The organism is Enterobacter cloacae complex sp. P14RS, assembly GCF_014895895.1.
Classification (GTDB): Bacteria; Pseudomonadota; Gammaproteobacteria; order Enterobacterales; family Enterobacteriaceae; genus Enterobacter; species Enterobacter bugandensis.
Genome location: NZ_JADBQM010000002.1, coordinates 101599 through 128494, shown reverse-complemented (window position 1 = coordinate 128494; position 26896 = coordinate 101599). Strand labels below are relative to the sequence as shown.

Annotated in this window: 27 protein-coding genes and 1 pseudogene; 21 read left to right on the top strand and 7 right to left on the bottom strand. The window is 57.8% G+C overall.

Annotated features, from left to right (window positions below; genetic code table 11):
* Positions 1 to 154: 154 nt before the first annotated feature.
* The 3 genes from cysJ to cysH are packed head-to-tail and all read left to right on the top strand — an operon-like array spanning position 155 to position 4422.
* Entirely contained in the window at positions 155 to 1960 is a 1806-nt protein-coding gene (cysJ, locus tag IM295_RS01770; protein WP_193066133.1) for an NADPH-dependent assimilatory sulfite reductase flavoprotein subunit, read from the top strand.
* Positions 1960 to 3672 carry an assimilatory sulfite reductase (NADPH) hemoprotein subunit gene (gene cysI / locus IM295_RS01765; protein ID WP_045261277.1) on the top strand — a complete coding sequence of 571 codons (1713 nt, stop codon included), beginning with the start codon at positions 1960 to 1962 and terminating at the stop codon, positions 3670 to 3672. Before cysJ ends, cysI begins: the two co-directional genes overlap by 1 nt.
* A gap of 15 nt (positions 3673 to 3687) precedes the next feature.
* The gene (cysH, locus tag IM295_RS01760; RefSeq protein WP_008499616.1) at positions 3688 to 4422 is read left to right on the top strand and encodes a phosphoadenosine phosphosulfate reductase; all 735 of its coding nucleotides are present in this window, start codon (positions 3688 to 3690) and stop codon (positions 4420 to 4422) included.
* 44 nt (positions 4423 to 4466) lie between these two features.
* Here the strand turns inward: cysH and IM295_RS01755 are convergent, their stop codons facing one another.
* Complete coding sequence (locus IM295_RS01755; protein ID WP_028014245.1) at positions 4467 to 5510, bottom strand: aminopeptidase; 1044 nt, start codon at positions 5508 to 5510, stop codon at positions 4467 to 4469.
* A 246-nt stretch (positions 5511 to 5756) separates the two neighbouring features.
* On the opposite strand from IM295_RS01755, the gene cysG reads away from it, so the two are divergent.
* The 13 genes from cysG to rpoS all read left to right on the top strand — a co-directional run bounded on the left by cysG (position 5757) and on the right by rpoS (position 16749).
* Entirely contained in the window at positions 5757 to 7106 is a 1350-nt protein-coding gene (cysG, locus tag IM295_RS01750) for a siroheme synthase CysG (protein WP_162196524.1), read from the top strand.
* Positions 7107 to 7115: 9 nt separating this feature from the next.
* Positions 7116 to 8024 carry a sulfate adenylyltransferase subunit CysD gene (gene cysD, locus IM295_RS01745; protein ID WP_008499613.1) on the top strand — a complete coding sequence of 303 codons (909 nt, stop codon included), beginning with the start codon at positions 7116 to 7118 and terminating at the stop codon, positions 8022 to 8024.
* 9 nt (positions 8025 to 8033) lie between these two features.
* Positions 8034 to 9458 carry a sulfate adenylyltransferase subunit CysN gene (cysN, locus tag IM295_RS01740; RefSeq protein WP_028014243.1) on the top strand — a complete coding sequence of 475 codons (1425 nt, stop codon included), beginning with the start codon at positions 8034 to 8036 and terminating at the stop codon, positions 9456 to 9458.
* Complete coding sequence (gene cysC, locus IM295_RS01735; RefSeq protein WP_028014242.1) at positions 9458 to 10063, top strand: adenylyl-sulfate kinase; 606 nt, start codon at positions 9458 to 9460, stop codon at positions 10061 to 10063. Before cysN ends, cysC begins: the two co-directional genes overlap by 1 nt.
* A 58-nt stretch (positions 10064 to 10121) precedes the next feature.
* Positions 10122 to 10448, top strand: a complete 327-nt coding sequence (locus tag IM295_RS01730) for a DUF3561 family protein (RefSeq protein WP_028014241.1) — start codon at positions 10122 to 10124, stop codon at positions 10446 to 10448.
* Between the two features lie 79 nt (positions 10449 to 10527).
* Positions 10528 to 10839 carry a cell division protein FtsB gene (gene ftsB, locus IM295_RS01725; protein WP_003862095.1) on the top strand — a complete coding sequence of 104 codons (312 nt, stop codon included), beginning with the start codon at positions 10528 to 10530 and terminating at the stop codon, positions 10837 to 10839.
* A 19-nt stretch (positions 10840 to 10858) separates the two neighbouring features.
* Complete coding sequence (gene ispD, locus IM295_RS01720) at positions 10859 to 11569, top strand: 2-C-methyl-D-erythritol 4-phosphate cytidylyltransferase (protein WP_028014240.1); 711 nt, start codon at positions 10859 to 10861, stop codon at positions 11567 to 11569.
* The gene (gene ispF, locus IM295_RS01715; RefSeq protein WP_006811766.1) at positions 11569 to 12048 is read left to right on the top strand and encodes a 2-C-methyl-D-erythritol 2,4-cyclodiphosphate synthase; all 480 of its coding nucleotides are present in this window, start codon (positions 11569 to 11571) and stop codon (positions 12046 to 12048) included. Before ispD ends, ispF begins: the two co-directional genes overlap by 1 nt.
* Positions 12045 to 13094: a tRNA pseudouridine(13) synthase TruD gene (gene truD, locus IM295_RS01710; RefSeq protein WP_045261236.1), complete on the top strand. Its 1050-nt coding sequence runs from the start codon at positions 12045 to 12047 to the stop codon at positions 13092 to 13094. The genes ispF and truD overlap by 4 nt, the downstream gene beginning before the upstream one ends.
* Positions 13075 to 13836 carry a 5'/3'-nucleotidase SurE gene (gene surE, locus IM295_RS01705; RefSeq protein WP_028014238.1) on the top strand — a complete coding sequence of 254 codons (762 nt, stop codon included), beginning with the start codon at positions 13075 to 13077 and terminating at the stop codon, positions 13834 to 13836. Before truD ends, surE begins: the two co-directional genes overlap by 20 nt.
* A complete protein-coding gene (locus IM295_RS01700) occupies positions 13830 to 14456 on the top strand; it encodes a protein-L-isoaspartate(D-aspartate) O-methyltransferase (RefSeq protein ID WP_028014237.1) in 627 nt (208 codons plus the stop codon). Before surE ends, IM295_RS01700 begins: the two co-directional genes overlap by 7 nt.
* 116 nt (positions 14457 to 14572) lie before the next feature.
* Complete coding sequence (gene nlpD, locus IM295_RS01695) at positions 14573 to 15697, top strand: murein hydrolase activator NlpD (RefSeq protein ID WP_041908436.1); 1125 nt, start codon at positions 14573 to 14575, stop codon at positions 15695 to 15697.
* A 59-nt stretch (positions 15698 to 15756) separates the two neighbouring features.
* Positions 15757 to 16749 (top strand): RNA polymerase sigma factor RpoS, encoded by a 993-nt coding sequence (rpoS, locus tag IM295_RS01690; protein WP_013098493.1) that lies wholly within the window; start codon positions 15757 to 15759, stop codon positions 16747 to 16749.
* A 52-nt stretch (positions 16750 to 16801) separates the two neighbouring features.
* On the opposite strand, the gene IM295_RS01685 is transcribed toward rpoS, so the two are convergent.
* Positions 16802 to 17179, bottom strand: a complete 378-nt coding sequence (locus IM295_RS01685) for a DUF4440 domain-containing protein (protein ID WP_041908440.1) — start codon at positions 17177 to 17179, stop codon at positions 16802 to 16804.
* Positions 17176 to 18378, bottom strand: a complete 1203-nt coding sequence (locus tag IM295_RS01680; RefSeq protein WP_193050570.1) for an MFS transporter — start codon at positions 18376 to 18378, stop codon at positions 17176 to 17178. The genes IM295_RS01685 and IM295_RS01680 overlap by 4 nt, the downstream gene beginning before the upstream one ends.
* A gap of 108 nt (positions 18379 to 18486) precedes the next feature.
* On the opposite strand from IM295_RS01680, the gene IM295_RS01675 reads away from it, so the two are divergent.
* On the top strand, positions 18487 to 19374 hold the full coding sequence (locus tag IM295_RS01675; protein WP_193050618.1) for a LysR family transcriptional regulator: 888 nt from the start codon (positions 18487 to 18489) through the stop codon (positions 19372 to 19374).
* Here the strand turns inward: IM295_RS01675 and IM295_RS01670 are convergent.
* Positions 19371 to 19778: a MarR family winged helix-turn-helix transcriptional regulator gene (locus IM295_RS01670; protein WP_028014232.1), complete on the bottom strand. Its 408-nt coding sequence runs from the start codon at positions 19776 to 19778 to the stop codon at positions 19371 to 19373. The two genes, IM295_RS01675 and IM295_RS01670, sit on opposite strands and share 4 nt — an antisense overlap.
* 173 nt (positions 19779 to 19951) lie before the next feature.
* On the opposite strand from IM295_RS01670, the gene IM295_RS01665 reads away from it, so the two are divergent.
* The 3 genes from IM295_RS01665 to IM295_RS01655 are packed head-to-tail and all read left to right on the top strand — an operon-like array spanning position 19952 to position 22203.
* Positions 19952 to 20554, top strand: coding sequence for a non-oxidative hydroxyarylic acid decarboxylases subunit B (locus IM295_RS01665; RefSeq protein ID WP_028014231.1), 603 nt, complete (start codon positions 19952 to 19954; stop codon positions 20552 to 20554).
* Positions 20544 to 21971: a non-oxidative hydroxyarylic acid decarboxylases subunit C gene (locus IM295_RS01660; protein WP_193066132.1), complete on the top strand. Its 1428-nt coding sequence runs from the start codon at positions 20544 to 20546 to the stop codon at positions 21969 to 21971. The genes IM295_RS01665 and IM295_RS01660 overlap by 11 nt, the downstream gene beginning before the upstream one ends.
* 10 nt (positions 21972 to 21981) lie before the next feature.
* Positions 21982 to 22203, top strand: a complete 222-nt coding sequence (locus IM295_RS01655; protein WP_003862116.1) for a non-oxidative hydroxyarylic acid decarboxylases subunit D — start codon at positions 21982 to 21984, stop codon at positions 22201 to 22203.
* Between the two features lie 93 nt (positions 22204 to 22296).
* On the opposite strand, the gene mutS is transcribed toward IM295_RS01655, so the two are convergent.
* Together mutS and IM295_RS01645 are read right to left on the bottom strand one after the other, a co-directional pair.
* The gene (gene mutS, locus IM295_RS01650) at positions 22297 to 24858 is read right to left on the bottom strand and encodes a DNA mismatch repair protein MutS (protein WP_045261242.1); all 2562 of its coding nucleotides are present in this window, start codon (positions 24856 to 24858) and stop codon (positions 22297 to 22299) included.
* Positions 24859 to 24971: 113 nt separating this feature from the next.
* Positions 24972 to 25202: a SymE family type I addiction module toxin gene (locus IM295_RS01645; protein WP_041908449.1), complete on the bottom strand. Its 231-nt coding sequence runs from the start codon at positions 25200 to 25202 to the stop codon at positions 24972 to 24974.
* 175 nt (positions 25203 to 25377) lie between these two features.
* Here IM295_RS01645 and IM295_RS01640 point away from each other — a divergent pair, with 175 nt between their 5' ends.
* A complete protein-coding gene (locus tag IM295_RS01640; protein ID WP_047364429.1) occupies positions 25378 to 25722 on the top strand; it encodes a nitrous oxide-stimulated promoter family protein in 345 nt (114 codons plus the stop codon).
* A 5-nt stretch (positions 25723 to 25727) separates the two neighbouring features.
* Here the strand turns inward: IM295_RS01640 and IM295_RS01635 are convergent.
* Positions 25728 to 26890 (bottom strand): annotated as a pseudogene (locus IM295_RS01635) (MFS transporter).
* Positions 26891 to 26896: the final 6 nt, after the last annotated feature.

Sequence of the window (26896 nt, the reverse complement as noted above, 5' to 3'; positions counted from 1 at the left end):
TTATCGCTAAGAACGATAACTAAAACAGGTTAGTCCATTTGGTTATTTATTATTTCCATCCCTTCTTTAATTGTTATTATCCACGCCGTTAACCTTATCTTCAGTTTGGATTTATTCGCTTAAAGTCCGCTTGGCTACTGGAACATAACGACGCATGACAACACAGGCCCCACCTTCAAATTTGCTTCCCCTTAACCCGGAGCAACTGGCGCGCCTTCAGGCTGCCACCTCTGATTTTTCTCCCACTCAGCTTGCCTGGGTCTCCGGTTATTTCTGGGGAATGCTCAACCAGCAGCCTGGCGCAGTGGCTGGCGCACCGGCAACGGCCGTGGAAATTCCTGCCATTACGCTGATTAGCGCCTCGCAGACGGGCAACGCCCGCCGCGTGGCCGAAGCGCTGCGTGATGATCTGCTGGCCGCCAAACTGAACGTAAACCTGGTCAACGCCGGGGATTATAAATTCAAACAAATCGCGTCAGAAAAACTGCTGGTGATGGTCGCCTCGACCCAGGGGGAAGGTGAACCCGCTGAAGAAGCGGTGGCGCTGCACAAGTTCCTGTTCTCGAAAAAAGCGCCGAAGCTGAACGGCACGGCGTTTGCCGTCTTTGGCCTGGGCGATACCTCCTATGAATTCTTCTGCCAGTCCGGTAAAGACTTCGACAGCAAGCTGGCGGAGCTGGGCGCGGAGCGCCTGCTGGACCGCGTGGACGCGGATGTGGAATACCAGACTGCCGCCGCTGAATGGCGTGCGCGCATCGTTGAGGTATTGAAAGCCCGCGTCCCGAAAGAGACGCCAGCACAGGCCGCGGTGACCGCTGCGGGCACCGTCAATGAGATCCACACCAGCCCGTATACCAAAGAGTCGCCGCTGACGGCGAGCCTGTCGGTGAACCAGAAAATTACGGGCCGCGACTCGGAAAAAGACGTGCGCCATATTGAAATCGATCTTGGCGACTCCGGCCTGCGCTATCAGCCTGGCGATGCGCTGGGCGTCTGGTATCAGAACGATCCGGCGCTGGTGAAAGAGCTCGTCGAACTGCTGTGGCTGAAAGGCACCGAGCCGGTCTCCGTAGAAGGCAAAACGCTGCCGCTTTCCGAGGCGCTCCAGTGGCATTTCGAACTGACGGTCAATACCGCCAACATCGTGGAAAACTACGCCACCTTAACGCGCAGCGAGTCCCTCCTGCCGCTGGTGGGGGATAAGGCGAAGTTACAGCATTACGCCGCGACAACCCCGATTGTCGATATGGTACGTTTCTCCCCGGCACAGCTGGATGCCGACGCGCTGATTGGCCTGCTGCGTCCGCTGACGCCGCGCCTTTACTCCATCGCCTCCTCTCAGGCTGAAGTGGAAAGCGAAGTCCACATCACCGTCGGCGTGGTGCGTTACGATATCGAAGGCCGCGCCCGCGCGGGTGGGGCATCAAGCTTCCTGGCGGACCGCGTGGAAGAAGAGGGCGAGGTGCGCGTCTTTATTGAGCACAACGACAACTTCCGCCTGCCGGCGAACCCGGAGACCCCGGTAATCATGATTGGCCCGGGCACCGGCATCGCGCCGTTCCGCGCCTTTATGCAGCAGCGTGCCGCGGACGACGCGCCGGGTAAAAACTGGTTGTTCTTCGGCAACCCGCACTTTACCGAAGATTTCCTCTACCAGGTTGAGTGGCAGCGCTACGTCAAAGAGGGCGTACTGACCCGCATCGATCTGGCCTGGTCCCGCGATCAGAAAGAAAAAGTATACGTACAAGACAAACTGCGCGAACAGGGCGCAGAGCTGTGGCGCTGGATCAATGACGGTGCCCACATTTATGTCTGCGGCGACGCCAATCGCATGGCGAAAGACGTTGAGCAGGCACTGCTGGAAGTGATTGCCGAATTCGGCGGTATGGATGCCGAAGCGGCGGATGAATTTTTAAGTGAGCTGCGCGTTGAGCGCCGTTATCAGCGAGATGTCTACTAATGAGCGAAAAACATCCAGGGCCACTGGTGGTCGAAGGTAAACTGACAGACGCCGAGCGCATGAAGCTGGAAAGCAACTATCTGCGCGGCACCATTGCTGAAGATCTGAATGACGGCCTGACCGGCGGTTTCAAAGGCGACAACTTCCTGCTGATCCGTTTCCACGGCATGTATCAGCAGGACGACCGCGATATCCGCGCCGAGCGCGCAGAACAGAAGCTGGAGCCGCGCCACGCGATGCTGCTGCGCTGCCGCCTGCCGGGTGGAGTGATCACCACCAAACAGTGGCAGGCGATCGACAAATTTGCGGGTGAAAATACGATCTACGGCAGCATCCGTCTGACCAACCGTCAGACCTTCCAGTTCCACGGCATTCTGAAGAAGAACGTCAAGCCGGTGCACCAGATGCTGCACTCCGTTGGGCTAGACGCGCTGGCGACCGCCAACGACATGAACCGTAACGTGCTCTGCACCTCGAACCCGTACGAGTCCGAGCTGCACGCCGAAGCGTATGAGTGGGCGAAGAAAATTTCCGAGCACCTGCTGCCGCGTACCCGCGCCTATGCGGAGATCTGGCTCGATCAGGAGAAAGTCGCCACCACCGACGAAGAACCGATCCTCGGTCAGACCTACCTGCCGCGTAAGTTCAAAACCACGGTGGTGATCCCGCCGCAGAACGACATCGATCTTCACGCCAACGACATGAACTTCGTGGCGATTGCCGAAAACGGCAAGCTGATTGGCTTTAACCTGCTGGTGGGCGGCGGCCTGTCTATTGAGCACGGTAACAAGAAAACCTACGCCCGCACCGCGAGCGAGTTCGGCTTCCTGCCGCTGGAGCACACGCTGGCCGTGGCGGAAGCGGTAGTGACCACCCAGCGCGACTGGGGCAACCGTACCGACCGTAAAAACGCGAAAACCAAGTACACTCTGGAGCGCGTGGGCGTTGAAACGTTCAAAGAGGAAGTGGAGCGTCGTGCGGGGATCAAATTTGAGCCGATCCGCCCTTACGAATTCACCGGTCGCGGCGATCGCATCGGCTGGGTGAAAGGCATCGACAATAACTGGCACCTGACGCTGTTCATTGAAAATGGCCGTATTCTGGATTATCCGGGCCGCCCGCTGAAAACCGGTCTGCTGGAAATCGCGAAGATCCACAAAGGCGAGTTCCGTATCACCGCTAACCAGAACCTGATCGTCGCCAGCGTGCCGGAAAGCGAAAAGGCGAAAATTGAGGAACTGGCGCGCGAGCACGGGTTGATGAATGCGGTGAAGCCACAGCGTGAAAACTCGATGGCCTGCGTGTCGTTCCCGACCTGTCCGCTGGCGATGGCCGAAGCCGAGCGTTTCCTCCCGTCATTTACTGACAAAGTGGAAGCGATTCTGGAAAAACACGGTATTCCGGACGAGCATATTGTTATGCGCGTGACGGGCTGCCCGAACGGCTGCGGTCGCGCGATGCTGGCCGAGCTGGGGCTGGTGGGGAAAGCGCCGGGTCGCTACAACCTGCACCTGGGCGGTAACCGTATCGGCACGCGTATTCCACGTATGTTCCGCGAGAACATCACCGAGCCGGAAATTCTTGATTCTATCGACGAGCTTGTCGGGCGCTGGGCGAAAGAGCGCGAAGCGGGTGAAGGCTTTGGCGACTTTACGGTGCGTGCGGGCATCATTCGCCCGGTGCTCGATCCCGCAAGGGATTTCTGGGAGTAACCACGAGAGGTAATTATGTCCGTACTCGATCTAAACGCCCTTAATGACCTGCCAAAAGTCGAACGCATTCTGGCCCTGGCAGAAACTAACGCTCACCTTGAAAAGCTGGACGCCGAAGGGCGCGTAGCGTGGGCGCTGGAAAACCTGCCGGGAGAGTATGTGCTCTCATCAAGCTTTGGTATTCAGGCGGCGGTCAGTTTGCATCTGGTGAATCAGATCCGTCCGGACATACCGGTGATCCTCACCGATACCGGCTACCTGTTCCCGGAAACCTACCAGTTTATCGACGAGCTGACGGACAAGCTCAGGCTGAACCTCAAAGTCTACCGCGCAACGGAAAGCGCGGCCTGGCAGGAGGCGCGCTACGGCAAGCTGTGGGAGCAGGGCGTTGAGGGCATTGAGAAATACAATGAGATCAACAAAGTTGAGCCGATGAACCGGGCGCTGAAAGAGCTGAACGCCCAGACGTGGTTTGCCGGCCTGCGCCGCGAGCAGTCCGGGAGCCGCGCAACCTTACCGGTACTGGCGGTACAGCGCGGCGTATTCAAAGTGCTGCCGATTATCGACTGGGATAACCGCACGGTGTATCAGTACCTGCAAAAACACGGGCTGAAGTACCATCCGCTGTGGGACCAGGGCTACCTGTCCGTGGGCGACACCCACACCACGCGCAAATGGGAGCCGGGAATGGCGGAAGAAGAGACGCGATTCTTCGGGCTGAAGCGCGAGTGCGGGCTGCACGAAGGGTAATGTTTTTTCGCCCGGTGGCGCTGCGCTTACCGGGCTTAACGACATCAGGCTTTGCCCGCTTTCGCCAGCTCCTTCACCAGCGGCAGCATCACTTTCACCACGTCGCGGCTGCGGTGCTCAATCCGCTGCGGCAGCGTTTTATCAATGTGCTGCTGATTATCCAGCCGCACATCATGCCAGCTGGTCCCGTCCGGGAACGCTTTCGATTTAGCGCGCTGCTGATAGCCATCCTTTTTGCCCAGCGCCCAGTTCGTCGCCTCGACGTACAGCACCGGAATGCCTGCCTTATCAAACACTTCCCCGTCGTTACAACAGCCAGTGCCTTTTGGATAATCCGGGTTACCGCCTGGGTTTGTTGCGGCATAGACGCCATGCGTACGGGCAAGCGCCAGCGCACGGTCGCGGGTGAGTTTACGCACGCTGCTCGGCGTGCTCTGTCCACTATTAAAATAGAGCTTATCGCCCACGATCAGGTTATCGAGGTTAATCACCAGCAGCGTATTTTTCTTCTCCTCAGCGCTCATCCGTTTAAGGAGATTCTCAGCGCCGAGTTTTCCTTCTTCTTCGCCGCTGGTCGCCACAAAGCGAATACCGTATTTCGTCGGAATATTTTTAAGGCGTTCAGCCAGTTCAAGCATCACACCGAGACCCGCTGCGTTATCGTCCATGCCCTGCAGCGTCAGTCCCCCGAGGTTATTATCAATATCGGCGTCGCTCATTGGCGCATAGGTATCCAGGTGCGCCATGATAATAATCTGCTCAGCCGCTTTCCCCTCATGCGCCGCAATCACCGTGCTGCCGGTCACGTTATGCCAGTTTTGCGTTTTATTGCGTGAGGTATAGATGTAGCGGCTGTGAAACGAGCGTATGTCACTCTGGTAGCCCATCTGTGCAAACTGCTGGCGAATATAGTCGGCGGAGAGCATCTCCGCGGGTGAACCGGTCATGCGGCCAGGGAAAACCGTCGCAATATGTCGCGCCTGCATAGTGGCGATTTCACCATAAGGTTGATTTTTTGCCTGAGCCGGAAGGATAAAGCAAACGCCGAGCGCCAGGGCAGCAATACGGTGGCGCGTTGCGGAAAACATAGTGAGTCCTTAAAAACAGAGCAAAATAATAACGTGCATAGTATGAAACTGTGATCGTCCATACACAATTTGAATTGCTCTTAAATGCCCGAAATTTCGCGTGTTAAGCATTTTTTGGTATTTGCTTTTTCACGGCGTTATTCCATTGAGTAACTACTCATTCCAATTCGTAATTTCATTCGATCTAAGCCGCCCCCTATAGTCCCTCTATTCCTCGTTGTTAGTGAGTTGTTGCCTGTGGACTATCTGCCCCTTTTTGCCGCCTTAAAAGACCGACCGGTACTGGTTGTCGGCACGGGAGAAATTGCCGATCGCAAAATCGCGTTTTTGCAGCGCGCAGGGGCACAGGTGCGGGTTGTTGAAGAGGCGGATTTCGACGAGTCACAGATCGACAGCGTGGTGCTGGTGATTGCGGCGACTGAAAATCGGGAACTTAACCGGCGGGTCTCCGACGCGGCCCAGGCCCGTTACCGTCTGGTGAACGTGGTGGACGACCAGCCTTTATGCTCGTTTATCTTCCCGTCGATCGTTGACCGCTCGCCGCTGCTGGTGGCGATCTCCTCCGGCGGCACCGCGCCGGTGCTGGCGCGCGTGCTGCGGGAAAAGATCGAAGCGCTGCTGCCGACCAGCCTCGGGCGCATGGCGGAGAAAGCCAGCTACTGGCGCAACCATCTGAAAAACCGCCTGACCAGCGTGACGGAACGCCGTCGCTTCTGGGAGCGCGTATTTCGCGGCCGCTTTGCCAGCCTGATGCAGGCGGGCAATGAGACGGCGGCGCAGAAAATTCTCGAAGACGAACTGGATAACCCCGGCAGTACGGGCGGGGAAATTATTCTGGTGGGAGCCGGGCCGGGGGATGCCGGTTTGCTGACGCTGCGCGGCCTGCAGGTTCTGCAGGATGCGGACGTGGTGTTCTACGACCACCTGGTCACCGATGGCGTGCGCGAGCTGATCCGTCGCGATGCGGAGCAAATCTGCGTCGGCAAACGGGCAGGGGAACACTCCGTGCCGCAGCACGATACCAACCAGATGCTGATTGACGCCGCGAAAGCGGGCAAAACCGTGGTGCGCCTGAAAGGGGGCGACCCGTTCATTTTCGGTCGCGGCGGTGAAGAACTGCAGGCGGCAGCCGAGGCGGGCGTACCGTTCCAGGTGGTGCCCGGCATCACGGCGGCGTCAGCCGTGACGGCCTACGCCGGCATTCCGCTGACCCATCGCGATTACGCCCAGAGCGTCACCTTTGTGACCGGGCACTACAAGGCCGACAGCACGCCGTTCGACTGGTCGCACCTCGCCCAGAGCCGACAAACGCTGGCGATATACATGGGCACGATGAAGGCCGCAGACATCAGCGAACAGCTTATTCAGCACGGTCGCGAGGCGACGACGCCCGTTGCCGTCATTTCTCGCGGTACGCGCGTCGATCAGCATGTTGCTATCGGCACATTACAAGACCTTGCAACCCTGGCGAAAGACGCCCCGATGCCTGCCCTGATCGTGGTGGGAGAGGTGGTGCAGCTGCACAGCACCCTCGCCTGGTTCCAACACACAACCGATACAGAAGGCTTTGGTTCTTCTGTTGTAAATTTGGCTTAAGGAACGGTTATGGATCAAAAACGACTTACTCACCTGCGGCAGCTCGAAGCGGAAAGTATCCATATTATCCGCGAAGTGGCCGCCGAGTTCTCTAACCCGGTGATGATGTACTCCATCGGTAAAGATTCCAGCGTCATGCTGCACCTGGCGCGTAAAGCGTTTTATCCGGGCACGCTGCCGTTCCCGCTGCTGCACGTGGATACCGGCTGGAAATTCCGCGAAATGTACGAATTCCGCGACCGTACCGCCAAAGCCTACGGCTGCGAGCTGCTGGTGCACAAAAATCCGGAAGGGGTGGCGATGGGCATTAACCCGTTCGTCCACGGCAGCGCCAAGCATACCGACATCATGAAAACCGAAGGGCTGAAGCAGGCGCTGAACAAGTACGGTTTTGACGCGGCCTTCGGCGGCGCGCGGCGTGACGAAGAAAAGTCCCGTGCCAAAGAGCGTATCTACTCCTTCCGCGACCGCTTCCATCGCTGGGATCCGAAAAACCAGCGCCCGGAGCTGTGGCACAACTACAACGGCCAGATCAACAAGGGCGAAAGCATTCGCGTCTTCCCGCTCTCTAACTGGACCGAGCTGGATATCTGGCAGTACATCTATCTGGAAAACATCGAGATTGTTCCGCTGTACCTGGCCGCCGAGCGCCCGGTGCTGGAGCGCGACGGCATGCTGATGATGATTGACGACGATCGTATCGACCTGCAGCCGGGTGAAGTGATCAAAAAACAGATGGTCCGTTTCCGTACCCTCGGCTGCTGGCCGCTGACCGGCGCGGTGGAATCGAACGCGCAGACGCTGCCGGAGATCATCGAAGAGATGCTGGTGTCCACCACCAGCGAGCGACAGGGGCGCGTGATTGACCGCGACCAGGCAGGCTCCATGGAGCTGAAGAAACGTCAGGGTTATTTCTAAGGAGCCGCCATGAACACCACTATTGCTCAACAAATTGCCAACGAAGGCGGCGTGGAAGCGTATCTGCACGCCCAACAACATAAAAGCCTGCTGCGCTTTCTGACCTGCGGCAGCGTGGATGACGGGAAAAGTACCCTGATTGGCCGCCTGCTGCACGACACGCGCCAGATTTATGAAGATCAGCTCTCTTCCCTGCATAACGACAGCAAGCGTCACGGCACCCAGGGCGAAAAACTTGACCTGGCGCTGCTGGTGGACGGCCTGCAGGCGGAGCGCGAGCAGGGCATCACTATTGACGTGGCCTATCGCTATTTCTCCACCGAGAAGCGCAAGTTTATTATCGCCGACACCCCGGGGCACGAGCAGTACACCCGCAATATGGCGACCGGCGCATCCACCTGCGATCTGGCGATCCTGCTGATGGACGCCCGTAAAGGCGTGCTGGATCAAACCCGTCGCCACAGCTTTATCTCCACTTTGCTGGGGATCAAGCACCTGGTGGTGGCGGTCAACAAGATGGATCTGGTGAACTTCAGCGAAGAAAAATTCGAGGAGATCCGCCAGAGCTACCTGACCTTTGCCGAACAGCTGCCGGGCAACCTGGATATTCGCTTTGTGCCGCTCTCGGCGCTGGAAGGGGATAACGTCGCCTCCCAGAGCGCGAACATGCCGTGGTACAGCGGCCCGACGCTGCTGGAAGTGCTCGAAACCGTTGAAATTCAGCGCGTGGTCGACACTCAGCCAATGCGCTTCCCGGTGCAGTACGTGAACCGTCCAAACCTCGATTTCCGCGGCTTCTCCGGCACTATTGCTTCCGGTTCCGTGAAGGTGGGGCAGCGCGTGAAGGTGCTGCCATCCGGCGTGGAGTCAGCAATTGCGCGTATCGTGACCTTCGACGGCGACCTGCAGGAAGCCGGGGCAGGGGAAGCGGTCACGCTGGTGTTGAAAGACGAAATTGATATCAGCCGCGGTGACCTGCTGGTCGACGCGCAGGAGACGCTGGCGGCGGTGCAGGGCGCTTCCGTGGACGTGGTGTGGATGGCCGAACAGCCGCTGACCGCAGGCCAGAGCTACGACATCAAAATTGCCGGGAAGAAAACCCGTGCCCGCGTGGACGGCATTCAGTTCCAGGTGGACATCAACAACCTGACCCACCGTGATGTGAGCGAGCTGCCGCTGAATGGTATTGGCCTGGTGGATCTGACCTTCGACGAGCCGCTGGTGCTGGATCCGTATCAGCAGAACCCGGTGACGGGCGGGCTGATCTTTATTGACCGCCTGACCAACGTTACCGTCGGCGCGGGCATGGTGCGCGAGCCTAACGCGCAGGCGAGCGTGACCTCTGAGTTCAGCGCGTTTGAGCTGGAGCTGAACGCGCTGGTGCGTAAGCACTTCCCGCACTGGGGCGCCCGCGATCTGCTGGGAGGCAAGTAATGGCCGCCCATGATGAGAACGTCGTCTGGCATCCTCATCCGGTCACCGTCGCCCAGCGCGAACAGCTTCACGGCCACCGTGGGGTGGTGCTGTGGTTTACCGGGCTGTCTGGCTCCGGTAAATCCACGGTGGCGGGCGCGCTGGAAGAGGCGCTGCATCAGCAGGGAGTAAGTACCTACCTGCTGGATGGCGACAACGTGCGTCACGGCCTGTGTAGCGATTTGGGGTTCAGCGACGACGACCGCAAAGAGAACATTCGCCGGGTAGGTGAAGTCGCCAGCCTGATGGCTGACGCCGGGCTGGTGGTGCTGACGGCGTTTATCTCACCGCACCGCGCCGAGCGCCAGATGGTGCGCGAGCGCGTGGGTCAGGATCGCTTTATCGAAGTGTTTGTCGATACGCCGCTGGAGATCTGCGAAGCGCGCGATCCGAAAGGGCTGTACAAAAAAGCGCGTGCCGGCGAGCTGCGAAACTTCACCGGAATTGACTCGGTTTACGAAGCGCCTGAATCGCCTGAGATTCACCTGGAAGGTCAACAATTGGTAACAAATTTAGTAAGCCAATTATTAGACCTGCTCAGACGGGACGATATTATCAGATCCTGAGGCGGTATCGTTCGGGAGCTGTCTTCCCGAACGATGAGTCACGGTCACAGGATTAGCTATGCGCAACAGTGAAAACTACATTATCACCACCGGGTCGGAACCGTTAACCACCGACAATGAGACGACCTGGTCCTTCCCTGGGGCGATAGTCGGCTTTGCGTCGTGGTTACTGGCGCTGGGTATCCCGTTTTTGATCTACGGTGGTAACACCCTTTTCTTCTTTCTCTACACCTGGCCCTTCTTTCTGGCGCTGATGCCCGTTGCGGTCGTTGTCGGGGTTGCGCTGCACTCCCTTTTCAACGGCAAGCTCCTGTACAGTACGGTTATCACGATTGCCACCGTTGTCGTCATCTTTGGCCTGCTGTTTTTATGGCTGATGGGCTAACTTGCGACATAATTAAAACCCCGCAGTAGAGTCGAACGGAAAGTTATGGGATGATGATGCCGTTTTTTCAGGGGGCAGGATGGGTAAACTAACGCTGCTGTTGCTGGCTTTGCTGGTCTGGCTGCAATATTCGTTGTGGTTCGGTAAGAACGGGCTGCACGACTACAGCCGGGTGAGCGATGACGTCGCGGCTCAGCAGGCAACAAATGCCAAACTTAAGGCGCGTAACGATCAACTCTTTGCTGAAATTGATGACCTCAATGGCGGCCAGGAGGCGATTGAGGAGCGCGCACGCAATGAACTCAGTATGACTAAGCCGGGCGAAACCTTTTATCGTCTGGTTCCGGATGCGTCTAAACGCAATCAGGGCTCAGCACAAAACAATCGATAATCAGGCCCAGGATTACGACATGGCAGCAACTTTTTCGGACGTATGTGCCGTGGTGCCGGCCGCAGGTTTTGGCCGGCGCATGCAGACAGAATGTCCCAAGCAGTACCTCTCAATTGGCGATAAAACGATCCTTGAGCACGCCGTGGCGGCGCTGCTGGCGCACCCGCGGGTGACGCACGTGGTCATCGCCATCAGTCCCGGCGATGCCCGCTTTGCGCAGCTGCCGCTGGCAAACCACCCACAGATTACCGTCGTTGATGGCGGCGCCGAGCGCGCCGATTCCGTGCTGGCGGGCATTCAGGCTGCCGGAAGCGCCCAGTGGGTGCTGGTCCATGACGCGGCACGTCCGTGCCTGCATCAGGACGACCTGGCACGCCTGCTGGCGCTGAGCGAAACCAGTAAAGTGGGCGGCATTCTGGCCGCGCCGGTGCGCGATACCATGAAGCGTGCCGAGCCGGGCAAGCGTGCCATCGCCCACACCGTTGAGCGCGTCGACTTATGGCACGCGCTGACGCCGCAATTTTTCCCCCGCGAACTGCTCCACGACTGCTTAACGCGTGCCCTTAATGAAGGCGCGACCATCACGGACGAAGCCTCCGCGCTGGAGTATTGCGGTTTTCACCCCACGCTTGTTGAAGGGCGCGCTGATAATATAAAAGTGACGCGCCCGGAAGATTTACAGCTCGCGGAATTTTATCTTACCCGTTCGACCCATCAGGAGAAGGCATAATGCGAATTGGACACGGTTTTGATGTACACGCCTTTGGCGGAGAAGGCCCAATTATCATTGGCGGCGTACGTATTCCTTACGAAAAAGGGCTGCTGGCGCATTCTGATGGCGACGTGGCGCTGCATGCGCTGACCGACGCGCTGCTCGGCGCTGCCGCGCTGGGTGATATCGGCAAGCTGTTCCCGGACACCGACCCGGCCTTTAAAGGGGCGGACAGCCGCGAACTGCTGCGCGAAGCGTGGCGCCGTATTCAGGCGAAAGGTTACACACTCGGCAACGTCGACGTGACGATTATTGCCCAGGCCCCGAAAATGCTGCCGCACATTCCGCAGATGCGCGTATTTATCGCTGAAGATCTGGGCTGCCATATGGACGACGTCAACGTCAAAGCCACCACCACGGAGAAGCTGGGCTTTACCGGTCGTGGCGAAGGGATTGCCTGTGAAGCCGTGGCGCTGCTGGTGAAGGCGGCAAAATGACGGACTTCGATAACCTGACATACCTGCACGGCAAGCCGCAGGGGAACGGGGTGCTGAAAGCCAGCCCGGAAGATTTCCTCGTGGTTGAGGATCTGGGCTTTGAGCCCGATGGCGAAGGCGAACATATCCTGGTGCGTATTCTGAAAAACGGCTGCAACACCCGCTTTGTGGCCGACGCGCTGGCAAAATTCCTCAAAATTCACGCCCGGGAAGTGAGCTTTGCCGGGCAGAAAGATAAACACGCTGTCACCGAGCAGTGGCTCTGCGCCCGCGTGCCCGGCAATGCGATGCCTGATTTAAGCAAATTTGAGCTTGAAGGCTGTAAGGTGCTGGAGTACGCCCGCCACAAGCGCAAGCTGCGCCTGGGGGCGTTGAAAGGCAACGCATTTACGCTGGTGCTGCGCGAAGTGACTAACCGTGAAGACGTTGAAAAACGTCTCAACGCCATTAATGAACGCGGCGTTCCGAACTACTTTGGCGCGCAGCGCTTTGGCATTGGCGGCAGCAACCTGCAGGGCGCGCTGCGCTGGGCGCAAAGCGATGCGCCGGTGCGCGACAGGAATAAACGCAGTTTTTGGTTGTCGGCGGCCCGCAGCGCGTTGTTTAATCAGATTGTGAGCGAAAGGCTGAAAAAACCGGACGCGAATCAAGTTGTTGTTGGCGATGCGCTACAATTAGCGGGACGCGGAAGCTGGTTTGTGGCAACGGCCGAAGAAATGGCCGATGTGCAGTCGCGCGTGGATGCCAAAGCGCTGATGATTACCGCAGCTTTGCCGGGCTCAGGCGACTGGGGCACCCAGGGCGACGCGTTGAGCGCTGAGCAGTCCGCCGTGGCGGATGCGCCGGAATTACAATCCTTGCTGGTGCGGGAAAAAGTCGAAGCAGCGCGCCGCGCGATGCTGCTCTATCCGCAGCAGTTAAGCTGGAACTGGTGGGATGACGTGACCGTCGAGTTACGCTTCTGGCTGCCGGCAGGTAGCTTTGCCACCAGTGTTGTCAGGGAACTAATCAACACCTCAGGTGATTATGCGAATATTGCTGAGTAACGATGACGGGATCCACGCGCCGGGCATTCAGACCCTGGCGAAGCACCTCCGTGAATTTGCGGATGTGCAGGTCGTGGCCCCCGATCGTAACCGCAGTGGAGCGTCTAACTCACTGACGCTGGAGTCGTCGCTTCGCACCTTTACCTTTGAAAATGGCGATATTGCCGTGCAGATGGGCACGCCGACGGACTGCGTGTTTCTGGGCGTGAACGCGCTGATGCGCCCGCGTCCGGATATCGTCGTCTCCGGCATTAACGCCGGGCCGAACCTCGGCGATGACGTGATTTACTCCGGAACGGTAGCGGCGGCAATGGAAGGGCGCCATCTGGGGTTCCCGGCGCTGGCGGTCTCGTTAAACGGCCACACGCACTACGATACCGCCGCCGCGGTGACCTGCTCGATCCTGCGGGCGCTCGGCCGCGAGCCGCTGCGTACCGGGCGCATTCTGAACATCAACGTGCCGGATCTTCCTCTCAATGAAATTAAGGGCATTCGCGTTACGCGCTGCGGAAGCCGGCATCCGGCCGATCAGGTGATCCCGCAGCAGGATCCTCGCGGCAACACGCTTTACTGGATCGGGCCACCTGGCGATAAGTGCGATGCGGGTCCGGACACCGACTTTGCTGCCGTGGATGAAGGCTATGTCTCGGTCACTCCGCTGCACGTAGATTTAACCGCGTATAGCGCGCATGATGTGGTGTCGGGCTGGCTGGATCGCGCAGGAGTGAACGCGCAATGGTAAGCAAACGTGTACAAACTCTTCTGGAACAACTTCGCGCACAGGGGATCCGCGACGAGCACGTGCTTGAAGCGCTCGCTCAGGTCCCGCGTGAGAAATTTGTAGACGAGGCGTTTGAACACAAAGCGTGGGAAAACGTAGCGCTGCCCATCGGGCAAGGCCAGACGATTTCGCAGCCTTATATGGTGGCGCGGATGACGGAGCTGCTGGAGCTCACGCCCGACTCACGCGTGCTGGAGATTGGCACCGGGTCGGGGTATCAGACCGCCATCCTGGCGCATCTGGTACACCATGTCTGTTCCGTAGAGCGGATCAAAGGTTTGCAATGGCAGGCGCGTCGTCGCCTGAAACAACTTGATTTACATAATGTTTCGACACGACACGGTGATGGATGGCAGGGTTGGCAGGCTCGCGCCCCGTTTGACGCTATCATCGTGACGGCGGCTCCGCCTGAAATTCCCGCTGCGCTCTTGTCGCAGCTGGATGAGGGGGGCATTCTTGTTCTGCCCGTCGGGGACGAGCAGCAGCTATTAAAGCGCGTTCGTCGGCGCGGCGGCGAGTATATTATCGACACCGTGGAAGCCGTGCGCTTTGTGCCTCTGGTAAAGGGGGAGTTGGCCTGAGACTCGGATTTATCCAGGGTTATTAAGGCAAATTCAGCGTATGGTGTGGCGCGAAAGATTCGTGTCATCACGGTAAATTTTAAGTCACTGGTAGTTAACACATTCCTGGGGGATAAATGAGCGCGGGAAGCCCTAAATTCACCATCAGCCGTGTTGCGGCATTATCACTGGTTTCGCTCTGGCTGGCAGGCTGTACAAGTTCCAATAACGCGCCTGCGCCCGTCAGTTCCGTCGGGGGAAACAGCGGCTCCGGTAACACGTCCAGCGGAATGTTAATCACGCCTCCGCCTAAAATGGGTACTGCTGCGCCGCAGCAAACACCACAAATTCAGCCTGTGCAACATCCTGTTACACAGCCAACGCAGATTCAGCCAGTTGAACAGCCTGTTCAGACCCAAAATGGCCGCATAGTCTATAACCGTCAGTATGGGAACATTCCGAAAGGCAGCTATACCGGCGGCAGCACCTATACCGTGAAGCGCGGCGATACGCTGTTCTACATTGCCTGGATCACCGGGAACGATTTCCGTGACCTCGCGCAGCGCAATAACGTCCAGGCCCCGTATGCTCTGGAAGTTGGCCAAACGCTCCAGGTGGGCAACGCAACGGGTACGCCACTGACGCCTGGCAATACGGTTTCAGCGGCCGATGTGACGGCTCAAAATAACAGCGTTAAGCCTGCACAAAAATCCACCACGGTGGTTGCTTCACAACCTGTAATTACGTATTCTGAGGATTCAGGTGATCAGACTGCTAACAAAATGTTGCCGAATAATAAAGGGACTGCGACTGTTGTCACAGCACCGACCACGGCACCTGTGGTTAGCTCTACTGAACCGACTGCAAGCAGTCAGAATGCCAGTTCGTCCATCACCGCATGGCGCTGGCCAACCGACGGCAAGATTATCGAGAACTTCGCAACCTCTGAGGGTGGGAACAAAGGGATCGATATCGCAGGCAGTAAAGGACAGGCTATCATCGCGACCGCAGACGGACGCGTTGTGTATGCCGGTAACGCGCTGCGCGGTTACGGTAATCTGATTATCATCAAACATAACGATGATTACCTGAGTGCCTACGCCCATAACGACACAATGCTGGTCCGGGAACAACAAGAAGTTAAGGCGGGGCAAAAAATCGCTACCATGGGTAGCACCGGAACCAGTTCTACACGCTTGCATTTTGAAATTCGTTACAAGGGGAAATCCGTAAACCCGCTGCAGTACTTGCCGCAGCGATAAATTGACGGGGCATGCCAGCCAGGGTGTCTCGTTCAGGGATCACGGGTAGGAGCCACCTTATGAGTCAGAATACGCTGAAAGTTCATGATTTAAATGAAGACGCGGAATTTGATGAGAACGGAGCAGAGGCTTTTGACGAAAAAGCCTTAGTAGAAGAGGAACCCAGTGATAACGATTTGGCTGAAGAAGAGCTGTTATCGCAGGGCGCCACACAGCGTGTACTGGACGCGACTCAGCTTTACCTTGGGGAGATTGGTTACTCTCCACTGCTAACGGCCGAAGAAGAAGTCTATTTCGCACGTCGTGCTTTGCGTGGTGATGTTGCCTCGCGTCGTCGCATGATCGAAAGTAACCTGCGACTGGTCGTGAAAATTGCCCGCCGTTACGGCAATCGTGGTCTGGCTCTGCTGGATCTGATTGAAGAGGGCAACTTAGGTCTCATCCGCGCAGTTGAGAAGTTTGACCCGGAACGCGGGTTCCGTTTCTCAACCTACGCGACCTGGTGGATTCGTCAGACCATCGAACGGGCTATTATGAACCAGACCCGTACGATCCGACTGCCGATTCACATCGTCAAAGAGTTGAACGTCTATCTGCGTACCGCGCGCGAGTTGTCCCATAAACTGGACCACGAGCCAAGCGCAGAAGAAATTGCCGAACAACTCGACAAACCGGTTGATGACGTAAGCCGTATGCTGCGTCTCAACGAGCGCATTACCTCGGTTGACACCCCGCTGGGTGGCGATTCCGAAAAAGCGCTGCTGGACATCCTGGCCGATGAAAAAGACAACGGCCCGGAAGACACCACGCAGGACGATGACATGAAGCAGAGCATCGTCAAATGGCTGTTCGAACTGAACGCCAAACAGCGTGAAGTGCTGGCACGTCGTTTCGGTTTACTGGGGTATGAAGCTGCGACACTGGAAGACGTCGGCCGCGAAATTGGCCTGACCCGTGAACGTGTTCGTCAGATTCAGGTAGAAGGTCTGCGCCGCCTGCGTGAAATCCTGCAGGGGCAAGGTCTGAATATCGAAGCGCTGTTCCGCGAATAAGCATCCTTTCGTCAAAAAAGGCCCGTCGTGAGACGGGCCTTTTTCTTTTGTGCTACGGCTGGGCCGTTTCGTGCAGCAGACGCCATGTAATCCCGCCGCCTTCCTGATTAAGCACCGCGGTTGACCAGCGCACGTTGACGGGCAGGTCCGGCCGGGTTTGCGTCTCCCGGTAGTGCAGTAGCGCGCCACGATCCCAGCGCTCGATCGTGGATAATTCGTCAATGACGATCTTCAGTCCGGGGCGGCTTCCTCGCTGACTGTGCAGAAAGTCCACAAGGCCGTGATAGTCGATATGAACGCCACCCGGTGGGATCATCAGAAAATCTGGCCGGAAACGGGCGAGCAGGGCGTCGGAGTCGCCTTCGCCTTTGCCTAACCAGTTTTCAAGCGCAATGTGGAGGTCGATAATGTCGTGTTCAAAAGGCGTCATGAATTCTCCTGTCGCAGCTGGGCGAGCACCTGCGTATTGTTAAGTCGGAAAACGTACAGTACAGGCAATAGGGTCATGCCTGCGGCAAAAAGAAACATTCCGTGCCATGCGGCAAGCGGCGCCAGATAACTCTGCGCCAGACTCAGCACCTCTGCCAGCAGCAGGGCTCCGGCAAAAAAGCTCAACTGACGATTGAGATTCCACAGCGCGCTGGCATCCGGCATCTCTTCCCGGCGCGTTGTCAGAAAAGCGCTGCTCTGAGCGGTACTGCTGCACAGGCTTCCCCCCGCGCCCATCAGCGTAAACGCAACGACAGGAAGCAGCGTAGCCGAACTGACGTTAAGCAAAAGCAGAATGCCCGTCGCCTGCAGCAGGCAGCCGATAACAATCAGCGGCTGTGGGCCGATACGATTAAAATAGCGTCCCGTCGCCGTGATGGCGATAAACGATGCCACGGACCACGGCAGCATGAGCATACCCGTTGCGGCTGGGCTCATGTTCGCCTCGTGCTGAAGATAAAACATGCCCGTAACGTTCACCCCGATAAATACGCCAGGAACGCATACATAGACAAGCATGGCAAAACGCAAAAGCGGGTCCGCGAGCAACCGCAGGTTGAGCAGCCTGGCCGCTTTCATCGCGGGTATTTCATGTTTAAGCCACAGGCAGGCCAACAAAAAGGTCACGATGGCCACCGGAAGCGTCGCGAAAAATATCCACCGCCAGCTTAGCATCTGGACCAGCAGGCCCCCGATAGCGGGGGAGCAGGCGGGAGCAAGCAGCGCGACCAGCATGACCGCCGAGGAGAGTCTGGCTCGCTCGTGAGGCTGAAACAGTTGCCAGGTCAGCGCCTGTCCGACGGGGATCAGTAAGCCACCGCCCACGCCCTGCAGCACGCGCCAGGCGATCAGACTTTCCAGCGTTGCAGACAAGCCTGCCGCAGCAGAAGCCGCGCTGAACAGAAAAAGCGAGATCAGGATGACCCGCTTTGGTCCGAAGCGGCGCGTGAGCATGCTGCTAAACGGGATCGCCAGCGTCAGGCCGGCAATGTACCCGTTACTGACCCAGGCAAGCGCTGAAGGCGTGGCGTTAAGAGCTTGCGCCATCGCCGGAAAAGCGACGCTGGCAATAAACATGTTGATCAAATCAAGAAAAAAGCCCAGCAGATAGACAGCGGCGACTTTGCTGCGATACGTCATGGTGGATCCTCCCGTGAGGTGGCGTATCGTATCGACCCCGGAAGCACGGATAAACCTGACAAAGCGCGATATACTGTCAAAAAAATTTTGACGGTAAAAGGCGTAATGATGATTAACCTACAGCGGACGCAGATGTTTGTTGCGGTGGCCGATACCGGCAGCTTTACTGCCGCAGCCGATGCGCTGGGCCTGACAAAAGCCGTGGTCAGCTTCAATATTCGCCAGCTCGAAGCCGAGCTGGGGGTGACGCTGCTGCTGCGCTCCACCCGCCGCCTGACGTTAACCGAGGCGGGAGCGCTTTTTCATCAGCGCAGCGTGGCGCTTCTGAAGGACGCAGAACGGCTGCAGGATGATGTTCGCGCGAATCATGCAGGACTCACGGGGGAATTGCGGATCACCACCACGCCTGAGTATGGTTCGCGGGTCGTGGTACCGTTGCTGGCAAGGTTTAGCCTGCTGCACCCGGAGCTTCGCGTGCGTCATGTTTCGTCTTCACTCCATGCCGACCTGATCTCAGAGCGCTTTGACGTGGCTATTCGGTTGGGAACGCTTACCGACTCGCGCTACCACGCCGCATTGATTTCACATTTTTCCATCCTGCCCGTCGCGACGCCGGAATGGCGGATGAATCATCCGGTTGAATCGCTTGCGCAGCTGGCGCAAGCCGACTGGATTATTCACGAGCGCTTAGCGTCGCCGCTGCGCTGGCAGGTAAAAGATGCCAGCGGTGCGTCTGAAATGCTTGAGATAAAAAAAGCGCCGCGCCTGTTTGCCGACAGCGCGCAGGCGCTTATGGCTTTTGCGCTTGCGGGAAGTGGCGTGGCGTTACTGCCGGAATGGCTGGTGCGCGATACGCTTGATGCGGGAAAACTGGTCCCGGTTTTACCGGAATATACCTTCGCGCGGCAGGGCATCCACGCGGTTTATCCGGATGCCCGGCACGTGCCTGCGAAAGTGCGCACCTTTATTGATTTTATGCGCGCCAGCGTGAATTAATCGTGCATCATCTTTTTGATGAGCGCAGAGAACTGCTCCCGTTCGGCCTTATTAAGACGCCCTAAAAACGCCTCATCCACCTCGTTGCCGACCGGCTGGCAGTCTGCAAGCAGGGCTTCGCCTTCCGGCGTCAGGAAGACAAACCGGCGGCGCTTGTCTGCGGGATCGTGCTCGCGTTTGACCAGCCCGCGCGCCTCCATTCGGCTGAGCATCTCCGCCAGCGTCGCCTTCGTGCTGACCGCCACTTCGGTCAATGCCACCTGCTCAATGCCCGGGTGCTCGGCAATGGAGCGCATAACCGCATACTGCGGCTTGGTCAGTTCCGGCAGGGAATGTTGCCACTTAGCTGTATGCTGTTGAAAAAGCTGACGTAACAGGTGGAACGCCTCTTGTCTTAGTTCCATGAACACTCCGACAGAAAAAATCACCCCCTATGATAGCCGCTAAAGCCCGGGATGATAACGCGGGATTTTTTAGCAATTAATGTGATCGTGTGCGAACGATCTTGTCAGTAGAGCGATCCGGGAGTAGTTTATCTTTAAATGTTCGTACACGAACAAATTGATTGAGGTGATGAATGAGATTGATCGTGGGAATGACAGGAGCAACGGGGGCTCCGCTGGGCGTGGCGCTGCTGCTGGCGCTGAGGGAAATGCCGGAGGTAGAGACCCATCTGGTCATGTCGAAGTGGGCAAAAACAACCATTGAGCTGGAAACGCCTTACAGCGTGCAGGACGTTGCTGCGCTGGCTGACGTTGTTCACAGCCCGGCTGACCAGGCCGCCACCATCTCCTCCGGCTCGTTTCGCACCGACGGCATGATCGTCATTCCCTGCAGCATGAAAACGCTGGCGGGGATCCGCGCGGGCTACGCCGAAGGGCTGGTGGGCCGTGCGGCAGATGTGGTGCTGAAAGAGGGCCGCAAGCTGGTGCTCGTTCCCCGCGAAACGCCGCTCAGCACCATTCATCTGGAGAACATGCTGGCGCTTTCCCGCATGGGCGTGGCGATGGTGCCGCCCATGCCTGCGTATTACAACCACCCGCAAACCGCCGATGACATCACCCAGCATATCGTCACCCGTGTGCTCGACCAGTTTGGTCTGGAGCACAAAAAGGCGCGCCGATGGAACGGGTTGCGGGAGGCGAAACATTTTTCACAGGAGAACAAAGATGGCATTTGATGATTTGAGAAGCTTCCTGCAGGCGCTCGATGAGCAAGGGCAACTGCTGAAAATTGAGGAAGAGGTGAATGCGGAGCCGGATCTGGCGGCGGCAGCCAACGCCACAGGCCGTATTGGCGACGGCGCGCCCGCGCTGTGGTTCGACAATATTCGTGGCTTTACCGATGCCCGCGTGGTGATGAACACCATCGGCTCGTGGCAAAACCACGCCATATCGATGGGGCTGCCAGCGTATACCCCGGTAAAAAATCAGATCGACGAGTTTATTCGCCGCTGGGATAAATTCCCCGTTACGCCGGAGCGCCGCGCTAACCCGGCCTGGGCGCAAAATACGGTCGACGGTGAAGACATTAACCTGTTCGATATCCTGCCGCTGTTTCGCCTGAACGACGGTGACGGCGGTTTTTATCTCGATAAAGCGTGCGTTGTCTCGCGCGATCCGCTCGACCCGGACCATTTCGGCAAGCAGAACGTCGGGATCTACCGCATGGAGGTCAAGGGCAAGCGCAAGCTCGGCCTGCAGCCGGTACCGATGCACGATATCGCCCTCCATCTGCACAAAGCGGAAGAGCGCGGACAAGATCTGCCGATCGCGATTACTCTCGGCAACGACCCGATCATCACCCTGATGGGCGCCACGCCGCTGAAATACGATCAGTCTGAGTATGAAATGGCCGGCGCGCTGCGCGAAAGCCCGTACCCGATTGCCACCGCGCCGCTGACCGGCTTCGACGTGCCGTGGGGGTCTGAAGTGATCCTGGAAGGGGTGATTGAAGGCCGCAAACGTGAAATCGAAGGGCCGTTCGGCGAGTTTACCGGACACTATTCCGGTGGCCGTAATATGACGGTGGTCCGTATCGACAAAGTTTCTTACCGCACCAAACCGATCTTCGAATCCCTTTACCTCGGCATGCCGTGGACCGAGATTGACTATCTGATGGGACCAGCCACCTGCGTGCCGCTTTACCAGCAGCTGAAGGCGGAATTCCCGGAAGTGCAGGCGGTGAACGCGATGTACACCCACGGTCTGCTGGCAATTATCTCCACCAAAAAACGCTACGGTGGTTTTGCCCGCGCGGTCGGTTTACGCGCCATGACCACGCCGCACGGTCTGGGCTACGTGAAGATGGTGATTATGGTGGATGAGGATGTCGATCCGTTCAACCTCCCGCAGGTGATGTGGGCGCTCTCATCGAAGGTCAATCCTGCAGGGGATCTGGTGCAGCTGCCGAACATGTCAGTGCTTGAACTTGACCCTGGCTCCAGCCCGGCGGGCATTACCGACAAACTGATTATTGATGCCACCACGCCTGTTGCACCGGACACCCGTGGCCACTACAGCCAGCCGGTACAGGATCTGCCTGAAACTAAAGCCTGGGCTGAAAAACTGACCGCGATGCTGGCAGCACGCCAATAAGGAGGAAAAGATGATTTGTCCACGTTGTGCCGATGAGCATATTGAAGTGATGGCGACGTCACCGGTGAAAGGGGTCTGGACCGTTTACCAGTGCCAGCATTGTCTTTATACCTGGCGCGATACCGAACCGCTGCGTCGTACCAGCCGCGAGCATTACCCGGAAGCGTTCCGCATGACGCAGAAGGATATTGATGAAGCACCGCAGGTGCCGACGATCCCGCCGCTGTTGTAAAAATAAGCCCGGTGGCGCTGCGCTTACCGGGCCTAAAGGTTTTGTAGGTCGGGTAAGGCGAAGCCGCCACCCGACAAAACAGACCGCAGAAAACTAAACCAGACTCTTCAAACGATAAATCCACTCCAGCGCCTGACGCGGCGTCAGTGAATCCGGGTCGAGGTTCTCCAGCGCTTCCACCGCAGGCGACGTTTCTTCAGCTGGTGCCAACAGCGACATCTGGGTGCCATCAATCTGCGTCGCCGCCGCATTCGGCGAGAGGCTTTCCAGCTCACGCAGCTTCTGGCGAGCGCGCTTGATCACCTCTTTTGGTACACCTGCCAGCGCCGCAACGGCCAGGCCATAGCTCTTGCTCGCCGCGCCATCCTGCACCGTGTGCATAAAGGCAATGGTATCGCCGTGCTCCAGCGCATCAAGATGAACGTTAGCCACGCCTTCCATTTTCTCCGGCAGCTGCGTCAGCTCGAAGTAGTGGGTGGCGAACAGCGTCATGGCCTTGATTTTATTCGCGAGGCTTTCAGCACAGGCCCAGGCCAGCGACAGGCCGTCATAGGTTGAGGTTCCGCGTCCCACTTCGTCCATCAGCACCAGGCTGTGCTCCGTCGCGTTATGCAGAATATTAGCCGTTTCGGTCATCTCGACCATGAAGGTTGAGCGACCGCTCGCCAGATCGTCCGCTGCCCCAACGCGGGTGAAGATACGATCGATGGGGCCAATCTCCACTTTTTGCGCCGGGACGTAGCTGCCGATATACGCGAGCAAAGCAATCAGCGCCGTCTGGCGCATGTAGGTACTCTTACCGCCCATGTTCGGGCCGGTAATGATCAGCATTCTTCTCTGCGGCGACAGGCTCAGCGGGTTGGCGATGAACGGTTCGTTCAGCACCTGCTCAACGACCGGGTGACGGCCTTCCGTAATGCGAATGCCGGGCTTGTCGGTAAAGGTCGGGCAGGTATAGTTCAGCGTTTCAGCCCGTTCTGCCAGGTTCACCAGCACGTCCAGCTCCGCCAGCGCGCTGGCGCTGAGCTGCAGGTCAGCCAGGTGTGGCATCAGCATGTCAAACAGCTCGTCATACAGCTGTTTTTCCAGCGCCAGGGCTTTACCTTTCGAGGTGAGTACTTTGTCCTCGTACTCTTTCAGCTCGGGAATGATGTAACGCTCGGCGTTTTTTAAGGTCTGACGACGTACGTAGTGAATCGGCGCCAGATGGCTTTGCCCGCGGCTGATCTGAATGTAGTAACCGTGTACCGCGTTATACCCCACTTTCAGCGTGTCGAGCCCAAGACGCTCGCGCTCGCGGATTTCCAGCTTATCCAGGTAGTCCGTCGCACCATCAGCCAGCGCGCGCCATTCATCCAGCTCCTCGTTGTAGCCTGGGGCAATCACGCCGCCGTCGCGCACCAGAACCGGAGGGGCATCAATAATGGCGCGCTCCAGCAGCTCGCGAAGCTCGGTGAATTCGCCCATCGTTTCACGGAGTTTCTGTACCGGCGCGCTGTCAACGTCGCTCAGCTGCGCACGCAGCTCCGGCAGCTGCTGGAAAGCATGTCGCATCCGCGCGAGGTCGCGTGGTCGCGCGGTGCGCAATGCCAGACGGGCAAGAATACGTTCCAGATCGCCCACCTGGCGCAGGACCGGCTGCAGCTCGGTATAGCGATCCTGCAGGGCGGCAATGGTCTGCTGACGGCAGACAAGCGTATCGGTATCGCGAATCGGCATATGCAGCCAGCGCTTCAGCATGCGGCTGCCCATTGGCGTCACCGTGCTGTCGAGCACCGACGCGAGCGTGTTTTCAACGCCACCTGCCAGGTTCTGGGTGATCTCCAGGTTACGGCGCGTGGCGGCATCCATGATGATGCTGTCCTGCTGGCGCTCCATGGTGATAGAACGGATATGCGGCAGGGCGGTGCGCTGGGTGTCTTTCACGTACTGCAGCAGGCAACCAGCGGCACACAGCCCGCGCGGAGCATTTTCCACGCCAAAGCCAATCAGATCGCGGGTACCGAACTGCAGGTTCAGCTGCTGGCGCGCGGTATCAATTTCAAATTCCCACAGCGGGCGACGGCGCAATCCGCGACGGCCTTCAATCAGCGCCATTTCGGCGAAGTCTTCGGCGTAGAGCAATTCTGCCGGGTTGGTGCGCTGCAGTTCGGCAGCCATCGTTTCGCGGTCAGCCGGCTCACTCAGGCGAAAACGCCCGGAGCTGATGTCCAGCGTGGCGTAGCCAAACCCTTTGCCGTCCTGCCACAGCGCTGCCAGCAGGTTATCCTGGCGCTCCTGAAGCAGGGCTTCATCACTGATGGTGCCTGGCGTGACGATGCGCACGACTTTGCGCTCAACCGGGCCTTTCGAGGTTGCCGGATCGCCGATTTGTTCGCAGATGGCAACGGACTCACCCTGATTCACCAGCTTGGCCAAGTAGTTTTCAACCGCGTGGTGCGGGATACCGGCCATCGGGATGGGCTCGCCTGCGGATGCGCCACGTTTGGTTAGCGAGATGTCGAGCAACTGCGACGCACGTTTAGCATCGTCATAAAACAGCTCGTAAAAATCGCCCATGCGGTAAAACAGCAGGATTTCCGGATGCTGTGCCTTCAGCTTCAGGTACTGCTGCATCATCGGCGTATGTGCGTCGAAATTGTCGATTGTGCTCATGGAGTTATGATGTCCATTTCTTTGAAAATAAACCGTTTTGAGCGGCTCAGTGGCCGTTTGTTCGTTCTATTGTCGCATGAAAAAAAGGTACGGCGCAGAAAAATGTGGCGGCTTTACGAGGCGCCTTCAGACATTAACTCAATGACGATTTTTCCATGCTCAACGCCCACCCTGACCTGGGAGTTGGTGGTAAAGCCCGCCTTTTCAAGCCAGTCTCCTTTTAAGCTCAGCGCCGCATGCACGCTGTATCGCTTTGGTATCTTCGTTTTTCGATCCTCGTGACGTTTTCTGAAATATCCCACTTTTAAATGGCGGTAGGGTTTGCCGATCGCGATCTCTTTCATAGGGTCTCCAGACTATACGGACAACGGTCATTCCTGATGCCTGTATAAAATACCAGTGATTTTCAGGAGGTGCAGGGTTAATAGTGGAATCAGGCTTCAGAAAACGGAATGCAACACCTGAAATCCACAGTTTTAAAGTGTATTATTGATGCATCTTATTATTTGGTAAGTCGCTATGACCGGTAAACGCATATCACGTGAAAAAGAGACCATCGCGAAAATGATCGCGTTGTACGCAAAGCAGTGTCCACAGGCTTCTCAGGAAGCGGGGCATTATCAGGCGCTCAACGCGTATGCTGATAAGCGCCTGGATAAGTGCGTTTTTGGTGAAGAAAAGCCCGCCTGTAAACAATGCCCGGTGCACTGCTACCAGCCTGCCAGACGTGAAGAGATGAAGCAGATTATGCGCTGGGCAGGCCCGCGTATGTTATGGCGTCACCCCATTCTGACCGTCCGCCATCTGATGGATGACCGTCGTCCGGTGCCGGAACTGCCGGAGAAGTATCGCCCGAAAAAGTGAACCGATCAGCTTCGTAGCGGGCGGCAAATCACGTTCAGGGCCAGCGCGCTGCAGAGTGGAAAGAGCGCCAGCAGCAGCCACGGGTAAATCGCCTGCGTTGAAGGCACCAGTGCGCGATCCAGCAGGCTGCCAAATAACAAGTTTCCAGCCAGTACCGCAATGCCTCCGGCGGTGGAGAGTGCGCCATAGTGCGCGCCCAGCGTGGATTCATCGGCGAACCGCGGAATGAGATCTTTTGCCGACGGCACCAGCAGCATCTGCCCCAGCGTCAGCAGCGTGACAAACGAGACCGAGGGCAGAAGCCGCAGCCAGCCCTCAGGCGGTTCTGTTGCCGCAAACATTGCCACGCTCGCAAAGGCGGCGGAAAGCAGCAAAAAGCCCACCGGAAGAATGTTCACCGCGCCCACGCGTCGGGCGAAACGCGCCAGCGGAAGCTGTAAGGTAATGATCAGAACGGAGGCCAGCATNNCAGATAGAGCTGGTTATAGCTTAACAGCCAGGAGCTGTAGGCAATGATAAAGGCGACAAAGCGCGGCTGGCGGAACGTCGTCCACCAGGGCACTATTTTTATCTTCTGTGAACGTTGCCCGGCAGCAGGCAGACAGAAGTAAAGCACCACTAGCGCAATGATAAAGACGCCTGCCCCCGCCAGCGCTACCTGGCGGAAGCCAAGCCCCGTTAGCAGAGCGCCAGCAACCGGGCCCAGTACCGCGCCGAGCTCCCCGCAGACGGCAAAGAGCGCAAACCACTCCGCCCGGCTTCGTTTCCCTTTCGCCTCGCTGTGGGTACCCGCTTTCGCCAGCAGAGCCTCAATTGAGGGAGAAAATAGCGCGCCGCCGACGCCCGTCAAACACGCGCCCAAAATAATCGGCCACAGCGATCCCCCGAAGGCCAGCAGCAGATAGCCTGAAACACGAACTATACAGCCGCTGAGGATGATGACCTTCGCGCCAAATCGGTCCGAGAGCGCACCGCCAACGATAAACATCCCCTGCTGCGAGAACGTGCGCAGGCCCAGGATCAGCCCGATGAGCCCGCCGGAGAGCAGCATGTCGTCACGCAGAAATATCGCCAGGAAGGGAACGACGGCGTAAAAACCAATGTTAAAAACAAACTGGCTACCCAGTAAAACGGGCGGCCAGAGCGTGGTGGCGGGGCGAAGGGACATTGTCGA